Source organism: Anaerolineales bacterium (genome assembly GCA_019637805.1).
Lineage (GTDB): Bacteria > Chloroflexota > Anaerolineae > Anaerolineales > UBA11579 > JAMCZK01.
This window is the reverse complement of record JAHBVB010000001.1, coordinates 792,493-805,077: the sequence shown is the minus strand read 5'-3', so window position 1 is coordinate 805,077 and position 12,585 is coordinate 792,493. Positions and strand designations below refer to the sequence as shown.

At 62.0% G+C, this 12,585-nt stretch carries 14 protein-coding genes and 1 tRNA gene; 11 read left to right on the top strand and 4 right to left on the bottom strand.

Going from position 1 to position 12,585, the window contains the following annotated elements:
- The first annotated feature begins 53 nt into the window (after positions 1–53).
- From KF885_03945 to KF885_03900, 10 genes are all read left to right on the top strand, one after another.
- Positions 54–1,028 (top strand): cobalamin-binding protein, encoded by a 975-nt coding sequence (locus KF885_03945; GenBank protein ID MBX3048302.1) that lies wholly within the window; start codon positions 54–56, stop codon positions 1,026–1,028.
- A gap of 52 nt (positions 1,029–1,080) precedes the next feature.
- Positions 1,081–2,091, top strand: a complete 1,011-nt coding sequence (locus tag KF885_03940) for an iron ABC transporter permease (GenBank protein MBX3048301.1) — start codon at positions 1,081–1,083, stop codon at positions 2,089–2,091.
- A 2-nt stretch (positions 2,092–2,093) separates the two neighbouring features.
- Positions 2,094–2,867, top strand: a complete 774-nt coding sequence (locus tag KF885_03935; protein ID MBX3048300.1) for a heme ABC transporter ATP-binding protein — start codon at positions 2,094–2,096, stop codon at positions 2,865–2,867.
- Positions 2,868–2,926: 59 nt separating this feature from the next.
- The gene (locus KF885_03930) at positions 2,927–3,931 is read left to right on the top strand and encodes a response regulator (protein MBX3048299.1); all 1,005 of its coding nucleotides are present in this window, start codon (positions 2,927–2,929) and stop codon (positions 3,929–3,931) included.
- A gap of 76 nt (positions 3,932–4,007) precedes the next feature.
- Positions 4,008–4,078, top strand: a tRNA-Gln gene (locus KF885_03925).
- A 101-nt stretch (positions 4,079–4,179) separates the two neighbouring features.
- Entirely contained in the window at positions 4,180–5,535 is a 1,356-nt protein-coding gene (gene glmU / locus KF885_03920) for a bifunctional UDP-N-acetylglucosamine diphosphorylase/glucosamine-1-phosphate N-acetyltransferase GlmU (GenBank protein MBX3048298.1), read from the top strand.
- Between the two features lie 40 nt (positions 5,536–5,575).
- On the top strand, positions 5,576–6,805 hold the full coding sequence (locus KF885_03915) for an HlyC/CorC family transporter (protein MBX3048297.1): 1,230 nt from the start codon (positions 5,576–5,578) through the stop codon (positions 6,803–6,805).
- Positions 6,795–7,199, top strand: a complete 405-nt coding sequence (gene cdd, locus KF885_03910) for a cytidine deaminase (GenBank protein MBX3048296.1) — start codon at positions 6,795–6,797, stop codon at positions 7,197–7,199. Before KF885_03915 ends, cdd begins: the two co-directional genes overlap by 11 nt.
- A gap of 11 nt (positions 7,200–7,210) precedes the next feature.
- Positions 7,211–7,933, top strand: coding sequence for a metallophosphoesterase family protein (locus KF885_03905; protein MBX3048295.1), 723 nt, complete (start codon positions 7,211–7,213; stop codon positions 7,931–7,933).
- Between the two features lie 63 nt (positions 7,934–7,996).
- Positions 7,997–8,974, top strand: a complete 978-nt coding sequence (locus KF885_03900; protein ID MBX3048294.1) for a DUF4349 domain-containing protein — start codon at positions 7,997–7,999, stop codon at positions 8,972–8,974.
- Positions 8,975–9,029: 55 nt separating this feature from the next.
- Here the strand turns inward: KF885_03900 and KF885_03895 are convergent, their stop codons facing one another.
- From KF885_03895 to KF885_03880, 4 genes are read right to left on the bottom strand one after another with little or no spacing between them, the layout of a single operon-like run.
- Positions 9,030–9,890 (bottom strand): CoA ester lyase, encoded by an 861-nt coding sequence (locus KF885_03895; protein MBX3048293.1) that lies wholly within the window; start codon positions 9,888–9,890, stop codon positions 9,030–9,032.
- Entirely contained in the window at positions 9,880–10,347 is a 468-nt protein-coding gene (locus KF885_03890) for a MaoC family dehydratase (protein MBX3048292.1), read from the bottom strand. The genes KF885_03895 and KF885_03890 overlap by 11 nt, the downstream gene beginning before the upstream one ends.
- Positions 10,344–10,796: a biotin/lipoyl-binding protein gene (locus KF885_03885; GenBank protein ID MBX3048291.1), complete on the bottom strand. Its 453-nt coding sequence runs from the start codon at positions 10,794–10,796 to the stop codon at positions 10,344–10,346. Before KF885_03885 ends, KF885_03890 begins: the two co-directional genes overlap by 4 nt.
- Positions 10,793–12,277 carry an ATP-grasp domain-containing protein gene (locus KF885_03880; protein MBX3048290.1) on the bottom strand — a complete coding sequence of 495 codons (1,485 nt, stop codon included), beginning with the start codon at positions 12,275–12,277 and terminating at the stop codon, positions 10,793–10,795. The genes KF885_03885 and KF885_03880 overlap by 4 nt, the downstream gene beginning before the upstream one ends.
- Positions 12,278–12,369: 92 nt before the next feature.
- On the opposite strand from KF885_03880, the gene KF885_03875 reads away from it, so the two are divergent.
- A complete protein-coding gene (locus KF885_03875) occupies positions 12,370–12,579 on the top strand; it encodes a hypothetical protein (protein ID MBX3048289.1) in 210 nt (69 codons plus the stop codon).
- Positions 12,580–12,585: the final 6 nt, after the last annotated feature.

The window sequence follows — 12,585 nt, the reverse complement described above, 5'->3', positions numbered from 1 at the left end:
TGTCCCCTGCCGACGTGCAGGGTTTTTTGTTTAACTCGCAAGGAGAACTGAGAATGAAACTTAAGAATTTGCTTAGCACCCTGTTGCTGTTCAGTCTGCTGCTGGCCGCCTGTGGCGCGCCCGTGGCTGAGCTGCCTGCGCCTGAAGTGGATGTAGCCGAGGCGCCTGTCGCTCCAGAAGTTGCTGAAAACGCTTTCCCCTTAACCGTCACCGACGGTATGGGTCGCGAGATCACGCTGGAGACTCCCGCGCAGCAGATCGTCTCGCTGGCGCCCTCCAACACGGAACTGCTCTTCGCCCTCGGCGCGGGCAGCCAGTTGGTTGGCCGTGACATGTATTCCGATTACCCGGCCGAAGCCGCCAATGTCGCCGATATCGGCGACACCTATGGCTCTTTGAACACGGAGTTCATCACCAGTCTGGAACCCGACTTGGTGTTGGCCGCCGGCACCACCCCGCCCGAACAGGTCACCGCCCTGGAGACGCTGGGCATTACAGTCTATTGGCTGGGCGACCCCAGCGATTTTGAAGGCCTGTACCAAAACATCTACACCGTGGGCCAGCTGACCGGCCGCGACCAGGAGGCCAACGACCTGGTGGCTGACCTGCAGGACCGCATTGCCGATGTGGACGACGCTCTGGCTGGCAGGACGGAAACGCCTGCCGTGTTCTATGAATTGGACGCCTCAGACCCTGCGGCTCCCTGGAGCGCGGGCGAGGGCACCTTCATTGACATGATCATCACCCGCGCCGGCGGCGAGAATATCGTGGCGGACCTGGGAATGTATCCCCAGGTGAGCATCGAAGAATTGCTGGTACGCAACCCAGACCTGATCGTTCTGGGCGACTCCAACTTTGGCGTCACAGCTGAATCAGTAGCCGCCCGCGCCGGCTGGGGCACCCTGGCGGCCGTTCAAAACGGCGAGGTGCATCCTTTTGACGATAATTTGATCAGCCGCCCTGGCCCCCGCCTGGTGGAAGCGTTGGAGCAACTCGCCCGCCTGCTCCACCCCGATCGGTTCAACTAAACACAACACAAACATGGCGCTGCCTGCCTAAGGCAGGCAGCGCCTCTTTCTGATGAAGACGTGGTTACGCAAACACCCCATTCTCGCCAACAGCCTGGTGTTGGCTTTAGCGTTAATCTTTAGCGTTGCCGTCGGTTCGGTATTCATTCCTCCGCAGGAAGTGCTGCAAACCCTGCTGGGCAACCCAATATCCAGCACCACCGCCACCATCCTGTACAGCATCCGCCTGCCGCACACCTTTCTGATCGCCCTGACCGGCGCGGCGCTGGCCAGCAGCGGCGCGGCCTACCAGGGCCTTTTCCGCAACCCGCTGGCCGATCCTTACCTGATCGGCGTGGCCTCCGGCGCCGGGCTGGGCGCCGTTTTTGTCATGGCGCAGGCTTGGCCCAGTGACCTGCTGGGCTTTTACGCGGTACCCGCCGCGGCCTTTGCCGGCGCTCTGTTGGCCGTACTGCTGGTCATGGCAATTGCCCGGGTGGGCAAGGCCGTGCCGGTCACGACACTGTTGCTGGCCGGTGTGGCGGTCAGCTCCTTTGCCACCGCGCTCAGTTCATTCTTTATGCTGTATTCCAACAACGAGCTGCGCCGCGCCCTGGCTTGGCTGCTGGGTGGTGCGTCTCTCAGCGGCTGGCACCCCGTCTGGGCCGCTCTGCCCTACATTGCTGTGGGCCTGATCATCTTGCTCTTGTCCGGCCATCAGCTTAACGTCCTGCAAATGGGTGAGGAGCAAGCCCAGCAGCTGGGCCTGCGCGTGGAGCGCGTCAAACTCCTGCTGATCGTGGCGGCTTCGCTGGCCGCGGCGGCGGCGGTGGCCTTCTCCGGCATGATCGGCTTCGTCGGTCTGATCGTGCCGCACGCCATGCGCCTGGTTTGGGGCGGCGACTACCGCCTGCTGCTGCCGCTGTCCGTGATTGGCGGGGCCAGCGCCCTGCTGCTGGCCGACCTGCTGGCGCGTTGGGTGCTTGCACCTGAGGTGCTGCCCATCGGCATCCTGACCGCCCTGGCGGGCGTACCTTTCTTCCTCTGGTTGCTGCGGCGCACCAAGGCGCAACTGTATTGGTAGCCATGCTGACCAGCCGTCAACTTTCCGTCGCCTATGGCGACAAGTCCGTGCTCCAAGACATCAATCTCAGCCTGAAACCCGGCGAAATTCTGGGGCTCATCGGCCCTAATGGCGCCGGCAAAACCAGCCTGATCCGCGCCCTCAGCGCCGTGATCCGCCCCAGCGGCGGCCAGGTGCTGATCAACGAAACTGATTTAGCCGATCTGCCAGAGGCGCAGCGCGCCCGGCAAATCGCAGTGGTGCCGCAAGCCTCAGACCTGCCGCCCGCCTTCAGTGTGCTGCAGTGCGTTGCCTTGGGCCGCACACCCCACCTCAACTGGCTGGGGCGGCTGAGCCTCAGCGACGAGGCCAAGGTTCAGGAAGCCCTGCAGGCCGCCGAGATTGAGGCGTTGGCAGACCGGCTGACTGGCGAGCTCTCCGGCGGGGAAAAACAGCGCGTGCTGCTGGCGCGGGCCTTGGCGCAAGACTGCCCCATCCTGTTGCTGGACGAGCCCACAGCCCACCTGGATCTGCACCATCAGGTAGGCTTGCTGGAACTGCTGCGCCGCATGGTGGCAGAACGCCAATTGGCCGTGCTGATCGCCATGCACGACCTTAATCTGGCTTCGGTATATACGGACCGCCTGGTGCTGCTGGTCAACGGCCGCATCCGGGCTCAGGGCGCACCAGCCAGCGTACTCACCCAGGAAACGCTGCAGAGCGCTTACCAGGTACCACTTCAGGTGCGGGCCAATCCTAAACACGGCTCTCCCTGGGTCGTCCTGGATCGCAATTAGCCCAAATCCGCCAGCCCTCCAGCCAGCCCAAATAAAACTGCAATGCTAGAATGCCCAGAATGAGCGTTCGGCAAGCGAAATCCATCCTGCTGTTGGAAGAACAGCCAGAGATTGGCGCCATGCTGCGCAGCGGCCTGGAGCGGCTGGATGTCTCCATCCGCGTCCAGCTCGTGTCCGGGGCGCAGCAGGCCGCCCAGGCCATGTTGGCCGAACGCTTTGACCTGCTGATCGCCGATGTGGCTTCACCCGGCCTCTCCGGCCTGGAGCTAATGCAGCGTGGCCGCCAGCAAAACCCAGAGTTGCAGACCATCCTGCTCAGCGCCACGCATGACCCTAAGATCCGCAGCCTGGCGGCCAAAGCGGGCGTACACGCTTTCTTCTATAAACCAGTGGAACTGGCCGACCTGCTCGACGCGGTTGAGCGCATCTTTGGCTTGGTGCGCAGCTTCCTGCCGCCGGAAATCCAGGCGAGCCTGCCCGCAGAACCGGCCGGCCAACCCAGCCAGATCGCTCAATGGCTGGACGAATTGCTTTTCAACCTGCAAGCTGGCGGCGCGGGCCTGTACAACCGCCACGGTCAGTTGCTGGCCCACACTGGTGACCTGCCTGCCCAGCTGCGCGCCACCCTCAGCCCGCATTTGCTGGCCGCCCACCACGCCGCCGCACACCTGGCGCCAGAATCTCTGCAAGCCTTCCGCAGCGCCGACCAGCACCTGCTGCTGAGCAGCATGCAGCCGGGCTACGCTCTGCTGCTGGCCACCCAACCACTGAATGCCGCCCGCCTGGCCGCTCACACAGAGGCGATCAGCCAATGCCTCCGGCGCGCCCTGCCAGAGCTGGAGCATTGGCAGGCTGAACGCAACCAGCCAGCCCAGACACCCGCCAGCGTCACCACAGACCCACAGCTGGAAGCCGCTCTGGAGCTAGCCGAGACCAAGCCCATCAACCGCAGTGAGACCGATAAGTTCTGGAAAGAGCAGGAACAGGACTTGCAGCTGCTGCCAGCCGCCGGCACACTGACCTACGAGCAGGCTTCACTGCTTGGGCTTACGCCCGGTAACTAGCCTATCGCGCTGATTTGGCAGTCACTCCTGCGCATGTTACAATTTTGTCTGCCTTTTTAAGCATTGCAAGGCACCCTGGGGCGTGGTGCAATGGCAGCACACCGGACTTTGAATCCGTGGATCCTGGTTCGAGTCCAGGCGCCCCGACTGATACAAACACATATGTCTACCGAACTCCCTGAAGAACCTCCTTTACCTAGTTCGTTTTTCCTCTTTAACTCAGATCTGACCACTAAAGGCCGGTGTTTATGAGCGCGCGTGTCGTCTTACTCGCCGCGGGCAAAGGCACGCGCATGCGTTCCAAGCTGCCTAAACTGCTGCATCCGCTGGGCGGCACGCCCATGGTGCTGCACGCCCTACGGGCTGCCGTGGATGCCACTGCGGCCCGGCCGCTGCTGGTGGTCGGCCACGGGGCAGAAGCCATGCGCCAGACCGTAGGCGAGCGCGCTGATTTTGTTGAGCAAATCGAGCAACTGGGCACCGGCCACGCGGTGCTGCAGGCCCGCGCTGCCCTGCAAGGCGGGGCAGACCTGGTACTGGTCAGCAATGCTGACCTGCCGCTCCTCACCGCAGCCACGCTCAAGCTACTGCTGGAAACCCAGCAGGCCAACCCCGGCCCATTCAGCATGCTCACCCTGCGTCAACCGAATGCGCGTGGCTTCGGCCGCGTCAAACGCGGCGCGGAGGGCGGCGTGTTGGCCATTATTGAAGAAGCCGAAGCCACGCCGGAAGAGCTGGCCATCGACGAACTCAACGTGGGCGCTTACTGCTTCCGCGCCGATTGGCTGTGGCCGGCGCTGGACAAGCTGCACCCCTCGGCCAATAAGGGCGAGTATTACCTCACCGACCTGCTCGAAATTGCCACCGCTGCCGGCGAACGCGTCGAGGCCGTGGTGCTGCAAGATCCGCAAGAAGCTATCGGCGTCAACACCCGCGAGCATCTGGCGGAGGCCGAAGCCGCCCTGCGCCAGCGCATCAATCGCCATTGGATGCTGGCCGGCGTGACCTTGGTCGACCCGGCATCCACCTACATCGAACCCGGCGTCACCATCGGCCAGGACACGGTGATTTGGCCCAACACCATCCTGCAGGGCGACACTCACATCGGGGAAGATTGCCATATAGGCCCCAACACGGTAGTGCGCCACAGTCGCATTGGCAACGCCTGCCGGGTGGAAGCCGCCGTGGTGGAAATGGCGGTGATGGAAAACCACGTAGATATTGGCCCCTTTGCCCACCTGCGTAAGGACACCCACCTGGGCGACCACGTCCATATGGGCAACTTTGGTGAAGTCAAGAACTCCACCTTGGGTCCCGGGTCCAAGATGGGCCATTTCTCCTACATCGGAGACGCCACTATTGGGGCCAACGTCAATATCGGGGCCGGCACCATCACTGCCAATTACGACGGCGAGAACAAAAACAAGACCATCATCGAAGACGACGTATTCATTGGCAGCGACACCATGCTGGTGGCCCCGCTGCGCATCGGCCAGGGTGCCCGCACCGGCGCGGGTGCGGTTGTCACCAAAGACGTGCCCGCCCGCACCGTAGTGGTCGGCATCCCCGCCCGCGCCATCCGTAAACTGGAGGAACCAGATTAGTACGCTTATCACCCTGCTTGTCGTTTTACTCCTCATCGATTTGATTGTTACGGCCACTCGCGCCGGTTTACTGAATGCACGCTCCTCCCGCCTGGCAGCTCAAAGTGAAGAATTAGGCCTCAAAAGCGAAAAAACGCTGGAACTTATCCGGCGGCGAGCCAGCTTGCGCGACAGTCTGCGCCTGCTGCTCACCGTGCTGCGCTTCTTGATCGCCGGCCTGGTCTTGGCCATGGTCATCCCACTCGATGAGAGCGTCGTCCCGCTGCCCATACTGGCCGGCTGGCTGGCGCTGACCAGCCTGGGTATCTGGCTGGTGGAATTCTTTGTGGAACGCCGCATCCTAAACGACCCGGAAGGTTGGGCGGTGCGCCTGACCCCCATGGCCCAGATTGTTGCCGCGCTGATGGGGCCGTTGTTGGCCTTGCCCACGCGCCTGGCCAGCCGCAGTCGGGAGCCGCAGCAACTAGTCACCATCACCGAAGATGAATTGCGCCTGTTCGTAGACGCCAGCCAGCGCGAAGGCGTGCTGGAAAAAGAAGAACGCCGCATGATCTTCTCGATCTTCGAATTCGCCGACACCCTGGTGCGCGAGATCATGCTGCCGCGCATCGACATCTTCGCCCTGGACGTCAATACCACGATAGACGAGGCGCGCAGTGCCCTGATCGAAACAGGCTACTCACGCGTGCCGGTCTACAGCGAAACTATAGACAACATCATCGGCCTGCTCTACGCCAAAGACATGCTCAAGGTGTGGAATGGTGGCGGCCAGACCTCTTCGCTGCGCGACCTACTGCGCAACGTCAACTTCGTACCCGAATCCAAGAAGCTGGATGCGCTCCTGGCGGAAATGCAAGCGGGGCGCTTCCACATCGCCATCGTGGTGGATGAATACGGCGGAGTCGCCGGCCTGGTCACGCTAGAGGACATGATGGAAGAGATCGTCGGCGAAATTCAGGACGAATACGACCAGGGCGAAGAATTGCCCTATCAGAAGATCTCAGACGAAGAATACATATTCCATGGCCGCTTCAACTTAGACGATTTCAACGAGATCATGGGCAGTTCACTGAGCAGCGAGGACGCAGACACGGTGGGCGGCTTCCTGTTCAATGAAATTGGCCATGTCCCTAAAGCCGGAGAGCAGTGGGAAACCGAAGGTTTGCACCTCAAGGTGGAGCAGGTGGCCGGCCGGCGGGTACGTCGTGTACGCGCCCGCCGGGTTGCCAACCCGGAAACATCGGAGGATAATGCGAACCATGCTGACTAAAGAGCAACGCACCCAACTCGTGGAAGCAGCCCAAAAAGCCCAAGGGCTAGCCTATGCACCTTACTCCAAATACAATGTTGGCGCCGCCCTGCTCAGCGCCAACGGCAAAACCTATCTTGGCGCTAACATAGAAAATGCCGCTTACCCGGATGGCATCTGTGCCGAGCGCGTGGCTGTCTTCCAGGCCGTGATCGAAGGCGAACGCCAGTTCCAAGCGGTCGCCGTGGTTACCAAGGATGGCGGCACGCCCTGTGGCTCCTGCCGCCAGGTCATGGCCGAATTCGGCTTGGACACCGTGGTGCTGATCGCCAACGCTGCCGGCGAAGTGAAGCAAGAAACTACCGTGGCCGGTTTGCTGCCCGGCGCCTTTGGCCCCAGCAATCTGAGCAACTAGCCTCACAAGCCATGCGCGCCCTGGTACTCAGCGACATTCACGCCAATGCGAATGCGCTGGAAAGCGTCTTGCAGCTGGCCGGGCCGGTGGACGCCGTTTGGTGCCTGGGTGATGTGGTGGGCTACGGCCCAGACCCCAACGAGGTCATCGCCCGTCTGCGTCAGTTGCCCAACCTGCTCTGCCTGCAAGGCAACCATGACGCCGCGGCCATTGGCGCTTTGGCCCTGGACGGCTTCAATCAGGAAGCGCGCGCCTCGGTGGAATGGCTGCGCAACCGGCTCACCCCCGACTCGCTGGAGTTTCTGCAAAGCCTGCAACCCCGCCTGGAACTGGAAGAGGTCACCCTGGCGCATGCCAGCCCGCGCCAACCCACGCTAGAGTATTTATTGGACGTCTACACCGCCGGGGAGAACTTTGACCATTTTGACAGTTCCTTCTGTTTCGTAGGACATACGCACATCCCGGTGCTCTTTCACAAGAATGAGTTTCAGGTCACCCTGCATATTCCCCAGACGGAGCGCACTCTGGTACTGGAGCCGCGCTGCATCGTCAATCCCGGCTCCGTAGGCCAGCCACGCGACCGTGACCCGCGGGCCGCCTTTGCCATTTTTGACGACCAGGAACACACCTGGGCCTACCAGCGCGTGGAATACGACATCCCGGCGGTCCAAAAGCGCATGCAGGCAGCCGGCCTGCCGGAGCGGCATATCACCCGCCTGGCCAGTGGCTGGTAGGAACTTTCTCGCATCCTGTATCGTTAGTAACACATCACGCGTTATACATCTGAGGAGCAGGTCATGAAGAAGATATCTCACCTTACCCACGTAGCTTTGCTGAGTTTGAGCGTCGTACTGGTCGCCTGTGCAGCCGCCGCCCCGGCAGCCACGCAGTCTTACGCAGTAGAAGACGCCTATTACCCTGCCCCGGACGTAGCCATGGAAGGGCGCGGCGCGGGCGAAATCATGGAAATGGGTCCAGGCGCCGGGGCGCCCAACACCGCGCCCGCCGCCAACGCCACCCGCTTGGTGATCCGCAACGCCAATCTCTCCATCGTGGTCGACTCCCCGGAAGAACGCATGGACGAGATCACTTCGCTGGCAGAGCGCCTGGGTGGCTTTGTGGTCAGCTCCAATATCTACAAGAGCAGCTTGTCCAATGGCGTAGAAGTGCCGCGCGGCTCCATTACCATCCGGGTACCCAGCCAGCAATTTGAGCAAGCTCTGGATGAGATCCGCGCCGGTGCCATTGATGTGCCCAACGACAGCCAAACCGGCCAGGACGTGACGGCTGAGTACACTGACCTGCAGTCTCGCCTGCGCAACTTGGAAGCCGCCGAAACTCAGCTGCGCCAGATCATGGAAGGCGCTGAAGACACCGAAGATGTGCTGACCGCCTTCCGCGAACTGACCTACATCACCGAGCAGATCGAAGTGCTGCGCGGGCAGATCAAATACTACGAAGAATCGGCCGCCCTCTCCGCCATCACCGTGGAGATCATTGCCAATGCCGCCGTGCAGCCCATCCGGATTGGCCCCTGGAGCATTGAAGGCGCTGCCCGCCAGGCTGTGGAAGACCTGATCGGCGCCCTGCAAAACCTGGCCGAGTTCCTGGTTTGGGTGCTGATCTTCCTGATCCCGGTGCTGCTGGTCATCTTCGTACCCTTGTGGTTTATTTTCAACCTGGTGCGCCGCTGGCGGGCCAACCGCAAGGCTCGCCCGGCTGCCGAAAGCAAGCGCAAAGCGCCAGCCAAGACCAACGCCAAACCCAAGAAATAGCACCTTCAGCCAACAAAAAAGGCCGGGCAAATGCCCGGCCTTTTTATTGGCTCAATTACTCGCCAGCCCGCGCCAGCACCCGCTGGGCAGCCTTGACGATCGGCATATCCACCATCTTGCCGTCCAGAGCAAAGGCGCCTCGTCCTTCGGCAATGTTCGCTTGGTAAGCCTCCACCACGCGCCGGGCGGCAGCCAGCTCCTCAGCGCTGGGGGTGAATGCGTTTTGCACCGGCTCGATCTGGCTGGGATGAATGATTTGCATGCCGCTGTAGCCCAGCCCGGCACCTTCCGCAGCCAGCCGGGCCAGCCCTTCGCCATCCCGAAAGTCCACCCACAGCATATCAATCGCCTGCAAACCGTACGCGGCGGCAAAGGTGACCACCGCGCTGCGCGCATAGGCCACCTCGCCAGCCCTAGCGCTGCGCTTGGCGCCCAGGTCGCTGGCGTAATCCTCCGCGCCGAAAATCAGCGCCTGCAAGCGCGGCTCACCGCTGGCGATCTCCCGGGCATTCACCAGGCCCAGCGCGCTCTCGATCTGTGCCAGCAAGGCCACCGACCCCGCCGGCCAGCCCTGCGCGGTTTCGTACTGGCCGATCTGCTGGCTGATCTGGCGCAGCTGCTCTGGGTGGCTGACCTTGGGCAGTACCACGCCATCCGGTCGCCCAGGCAGGGTCGCCGCCAAATCTTCCGCCTGCAAGCCACTCTCGGCGCCATTCAGGCGTACCAGGCGCTCACTGCGCCCAAAATCCAATTCTTGCAGGGCGTGCAGAGCCAGCTGGCGCGCCTCGGCCTTCATGTTGGGGGCCACACCATCTTCCAAGTCCAGGCAAACACAGTCCGCCCCCAGTGTGGCGGCCTTTTGCAGTTTGTGCCAATCGCTGGCGGGTACATACAACAGGGCGCGTCTAGCTCGCATCACTCTCCTTGGGTCGCATCAGGAAAAGCACACTGCGTTCCACCTCGATCACAGGCTTGCCATGCTGGTTGCGGCCCGTGTGGCGCAGCTGCACCACGCCTCGGTCGGGCTGGCTTTGCGAAGGCCGCATATCCAAGACCTCGGTTTCCACGCTTAGCGTGTCCCCAGCATATACCGGCGCCGGGTGGCGCACGTTCTGGTAGCCCAAGTTGGCCACAATCGTGCCCTCGGTCAAATCCGGCACACTGATGCCCACCACCAGGCCCAAGGTGTAAATCCCATTGACCAGCACGCCTTCGAAGCCAGACTGGCGCGCAAATTCTTCATCCCAATGCAGTGGCTGCGTATTTTGAGTCAGTCCACAGAACAGCAGGTTATCCGCGGCGCTCACCGTGCGCGCCCGTCCGTGGAAAATGCGTTCGCCGACTTTCAGTTCATCGTAATAGCGTCCGCTCACTCTGTCTCCTGTTCCAGCTCCACCAAAAGTTGCTCACGCTCCACACTATCGCCCTCCGCCACCGCCAGACGGGCCACTTTGCCCGGCCGCGGCGCCTGGATGCGGATTTCCATCTTCATTGCCTCCAGGGTCAGGAGCATCTGGCCCGCCTGCACCGCCTGGCCAGCCCTCACTGCCACGCTGCGTACCTGACCGGGCATCGGCGCCCGCAGGCTCTGCTCGCCCGCCGCAGCCAAGCCACTGCGGCCGCCCAGGACGCGCCGCAAAACAAAGGTGCGTCCGCCGGCATGCACCCACACTTGGCGGCCCTGGCGCATGGCACTTACCGTAGCGTCTGGACTGAGACTACTGTCCAGCAAACGGCCATTCAGGGAAACCGCGTAGCCGCCCGGCGCCGGGATCAATTCCAGGCGATGGATCTGACCGCGGTATTCGTATTCAAACTTCATGAGCCACCCAAGCGAAAGCTCTGATGGTCATCCCATGGAGAATAGGGATGTGTGGTCTGATCATCTGCGTGCGTCACGCCCATCTCGATGGAAAGCGCGGCCAACAAGGTCGATTCCGTCAATTCAGCCGGCTGCCATTCAGCCATTTCCCGCTCGACAAAGCCGGTGTCGAATTCCCCAGCTGCCACCTTGGGGTGCGCCAATAAGTCCTGCAAAAAGTCCATGTTGTGCGTTACGCCCAGCAGCACGCTTGCGGCCAACGCCTCCCGTAGGGCGGCCAATGCCGCGCGGCGGTCCTCAGCATGCACGATTAGCTTAGCCAGCATCGGGTCATAGCTGCTGCCTACCGCGTCGCCCTGCGCCACGGCGGCGTCCACCCGCAGGCCGGCGATCTGTGGCCAAGCCAGGCGCAGCGCCTGCCCGGCCTGCGGCAAGAAGCCAGCCGCGGGGTCTTCAGCATACACACGACACTCAATCGCATGGCCGCTCTGGCGCAAATCGGCCTGCGCAAACGGCAGCGGCTCGCCGGCGGCAATGCGCAGCTGCCACTGCACAAGGTCCACCCCAGTGACCAGCTCCGTCACGGGGTGCTCCACTTGAATGCGTGTGTTCATTTCCAGGAAATAGAACTTGCGGGTATCCGGGTTGACCAGGAACTCCACTGTGCCTGCGTTCACATAACCCACACTGCGGGCTGCCGCCACCGCGGCCGCACCCATCTCGGCGCGCAAAGTCTCATCCAAGAAGGGAGAGGGGCTTTCTTCCACCAATTTCTGACGACGGCGCTGCAGGGAACACTCGCGCTCAAACAAATGCAGCAACTTACCCTGGGTGTCGCCCAGCACTTGCACTTCCACATGGCGGGCGCGTGCCAAATACTTTTCCAATATCAAACGCTCGCTGCCAAAACCGCGTTTGGCCTCGCCGCGCGCCGAGCCAATCGCTTCATCCAGTTCGGCCGGATGGCTCACCACGCGCTGGCCCATGCCGCCGCCACCAGCAGCCGCCTTCACTAGCAAGGGGAACCCTATCTCATTCGCGGCCTTCTTCAGCGCCGCGGGGGTGTCGGCCCCCTGATAGCCGGGCAGTACAGGCACGCCCGCCTTCAGCATTAGTTCGCGCGCGCCGGCCTTATCGCCCATAGCGCGCATCGCCGCCGGGGGCGGCCCGATCCAGACCAAGCCGGCTGCCTGCACTGCTTCAGCAAACTCGGCGTTCTCTGCCAAAAAGCCGTAGCCGGGGTGCACCGCCTGGGCGCCGCTGCGCTGTGCCGCGGCCAAGATACGCTCAATATGCAAATACGACTCGCGCGCCTCTGCCGGGCCGAGCCCCATGGCTTCGTCGGCGGTGCGGGTATGCAATGCGCCGGCATCCGCCTGGGAATACACCGCCACAGAACGCAGACCCAATTCACGGCAGGCCTGCGCCACACGCACGGCAATTTCGCCTCGGTTGGCGATCAACACAGTATCAAAAGCCATGCAACCATTGTAATCTTTAAGCCCCCATGGCTAAAAACCCTTAAACCCGCGTGTGTTAATATTAGGTCATCTCCAAAATAAGGATCCCTATCATGAAAGTTGATTTTCTCCATGGGCTAATCGCTGGATTGGTGTTCCTGCCCGTGAATTCTGAACCGGCCTATTTAGATCCGGGTTCCGGCAGCTTCATTATCCAGATCATCATTGCCAGTCTGGCCGCCATTAGCTACGCTTTTCGCAGCCAGCTCGCCAAACTGGGCAGCTTCTTACGCCGCTCCAAAGACAAAGACCAAGACAAGTAGTCCGCT

Coding starts and splice junctions, on each gene's coding strand:
- KF885_03930 (MBX3048299.1), top strand. CDS start 2,927: ATGAGCGTTCGGCAAGCGAAATCCATCCTGCTGTTGGAAGAACAGCCA.
- glmU (MBX3048298.1), top strand. CDS start 4,180: ATGAGCGCGCGTGTCGTCTTACTCGCCGCGGGCAAAGGCACGCGCATG.
- KF885_03945 (MBX3048302.1), top strand. CDS start 54: ATGAAACTTAAGAATTTGCTTAGCACCCTGTTGCTGTTCAGTCTGCTG.
- KF885_03905 (MBX3048295.1), top strand. CDS start 7,211: ATGCGCGCCCTGGTACTCAGCGACATTCACGCCAATGCGAATGCGCTG.
- KF885_03900 (MBX3048294.1), top strand. CDS start 7,997: ATGAAGAAGATATCTCACCTTACCCACGTAGCTTTGCTGAGTTTGAGC.
- KF885_03935 (MBX3048300.1), top strand. CDS start 2,094: ATGCTGACCAGCCGTCAACTTTCCGTCGCCTATGGCGACAAGTCCGTG.
- KF885_03880 (MBX3048290.1), bottom strand. CDS start 12,277: ATGGCTTTTGATACTGTGTTGATCGCCAACCGAGGCGAAATTGCCGTG.
- KF885_03895 (MBX3048293.1), bottom strand. CDS start 9,890: ATGCGAGCTAGACGCGCCCTGTTGTATGTACCCGCCAGCGATTGGCAC.
- KF885_03885 (MBX3048291.1), bottom strand. CDS start 10,796: ATGAAGTTTGAATACGAATACCGCGGTCAGATCCATCGCCTGGAATTG.
- KF885_03875 (MBX3048289.1), top strand. CDS start 12,370: ATGAAAGTTGATTTTCTCCATGGGCTAATCGCTGGATTGGTGTTCCTG.
- cdd (MBX3048296.1), top strand. CDS start 6,795: ATGCTGACTAAAGAGCAACGCACCCAACTCGTGGAAGCAGCCCAAAAA.
- KF885_03940 (MBX3048301.1), top strand. CDS start 1,081: ATGAAGACGTGGTTACGCAAACACCCCATTCTCGCCAACAGCCTGGTG.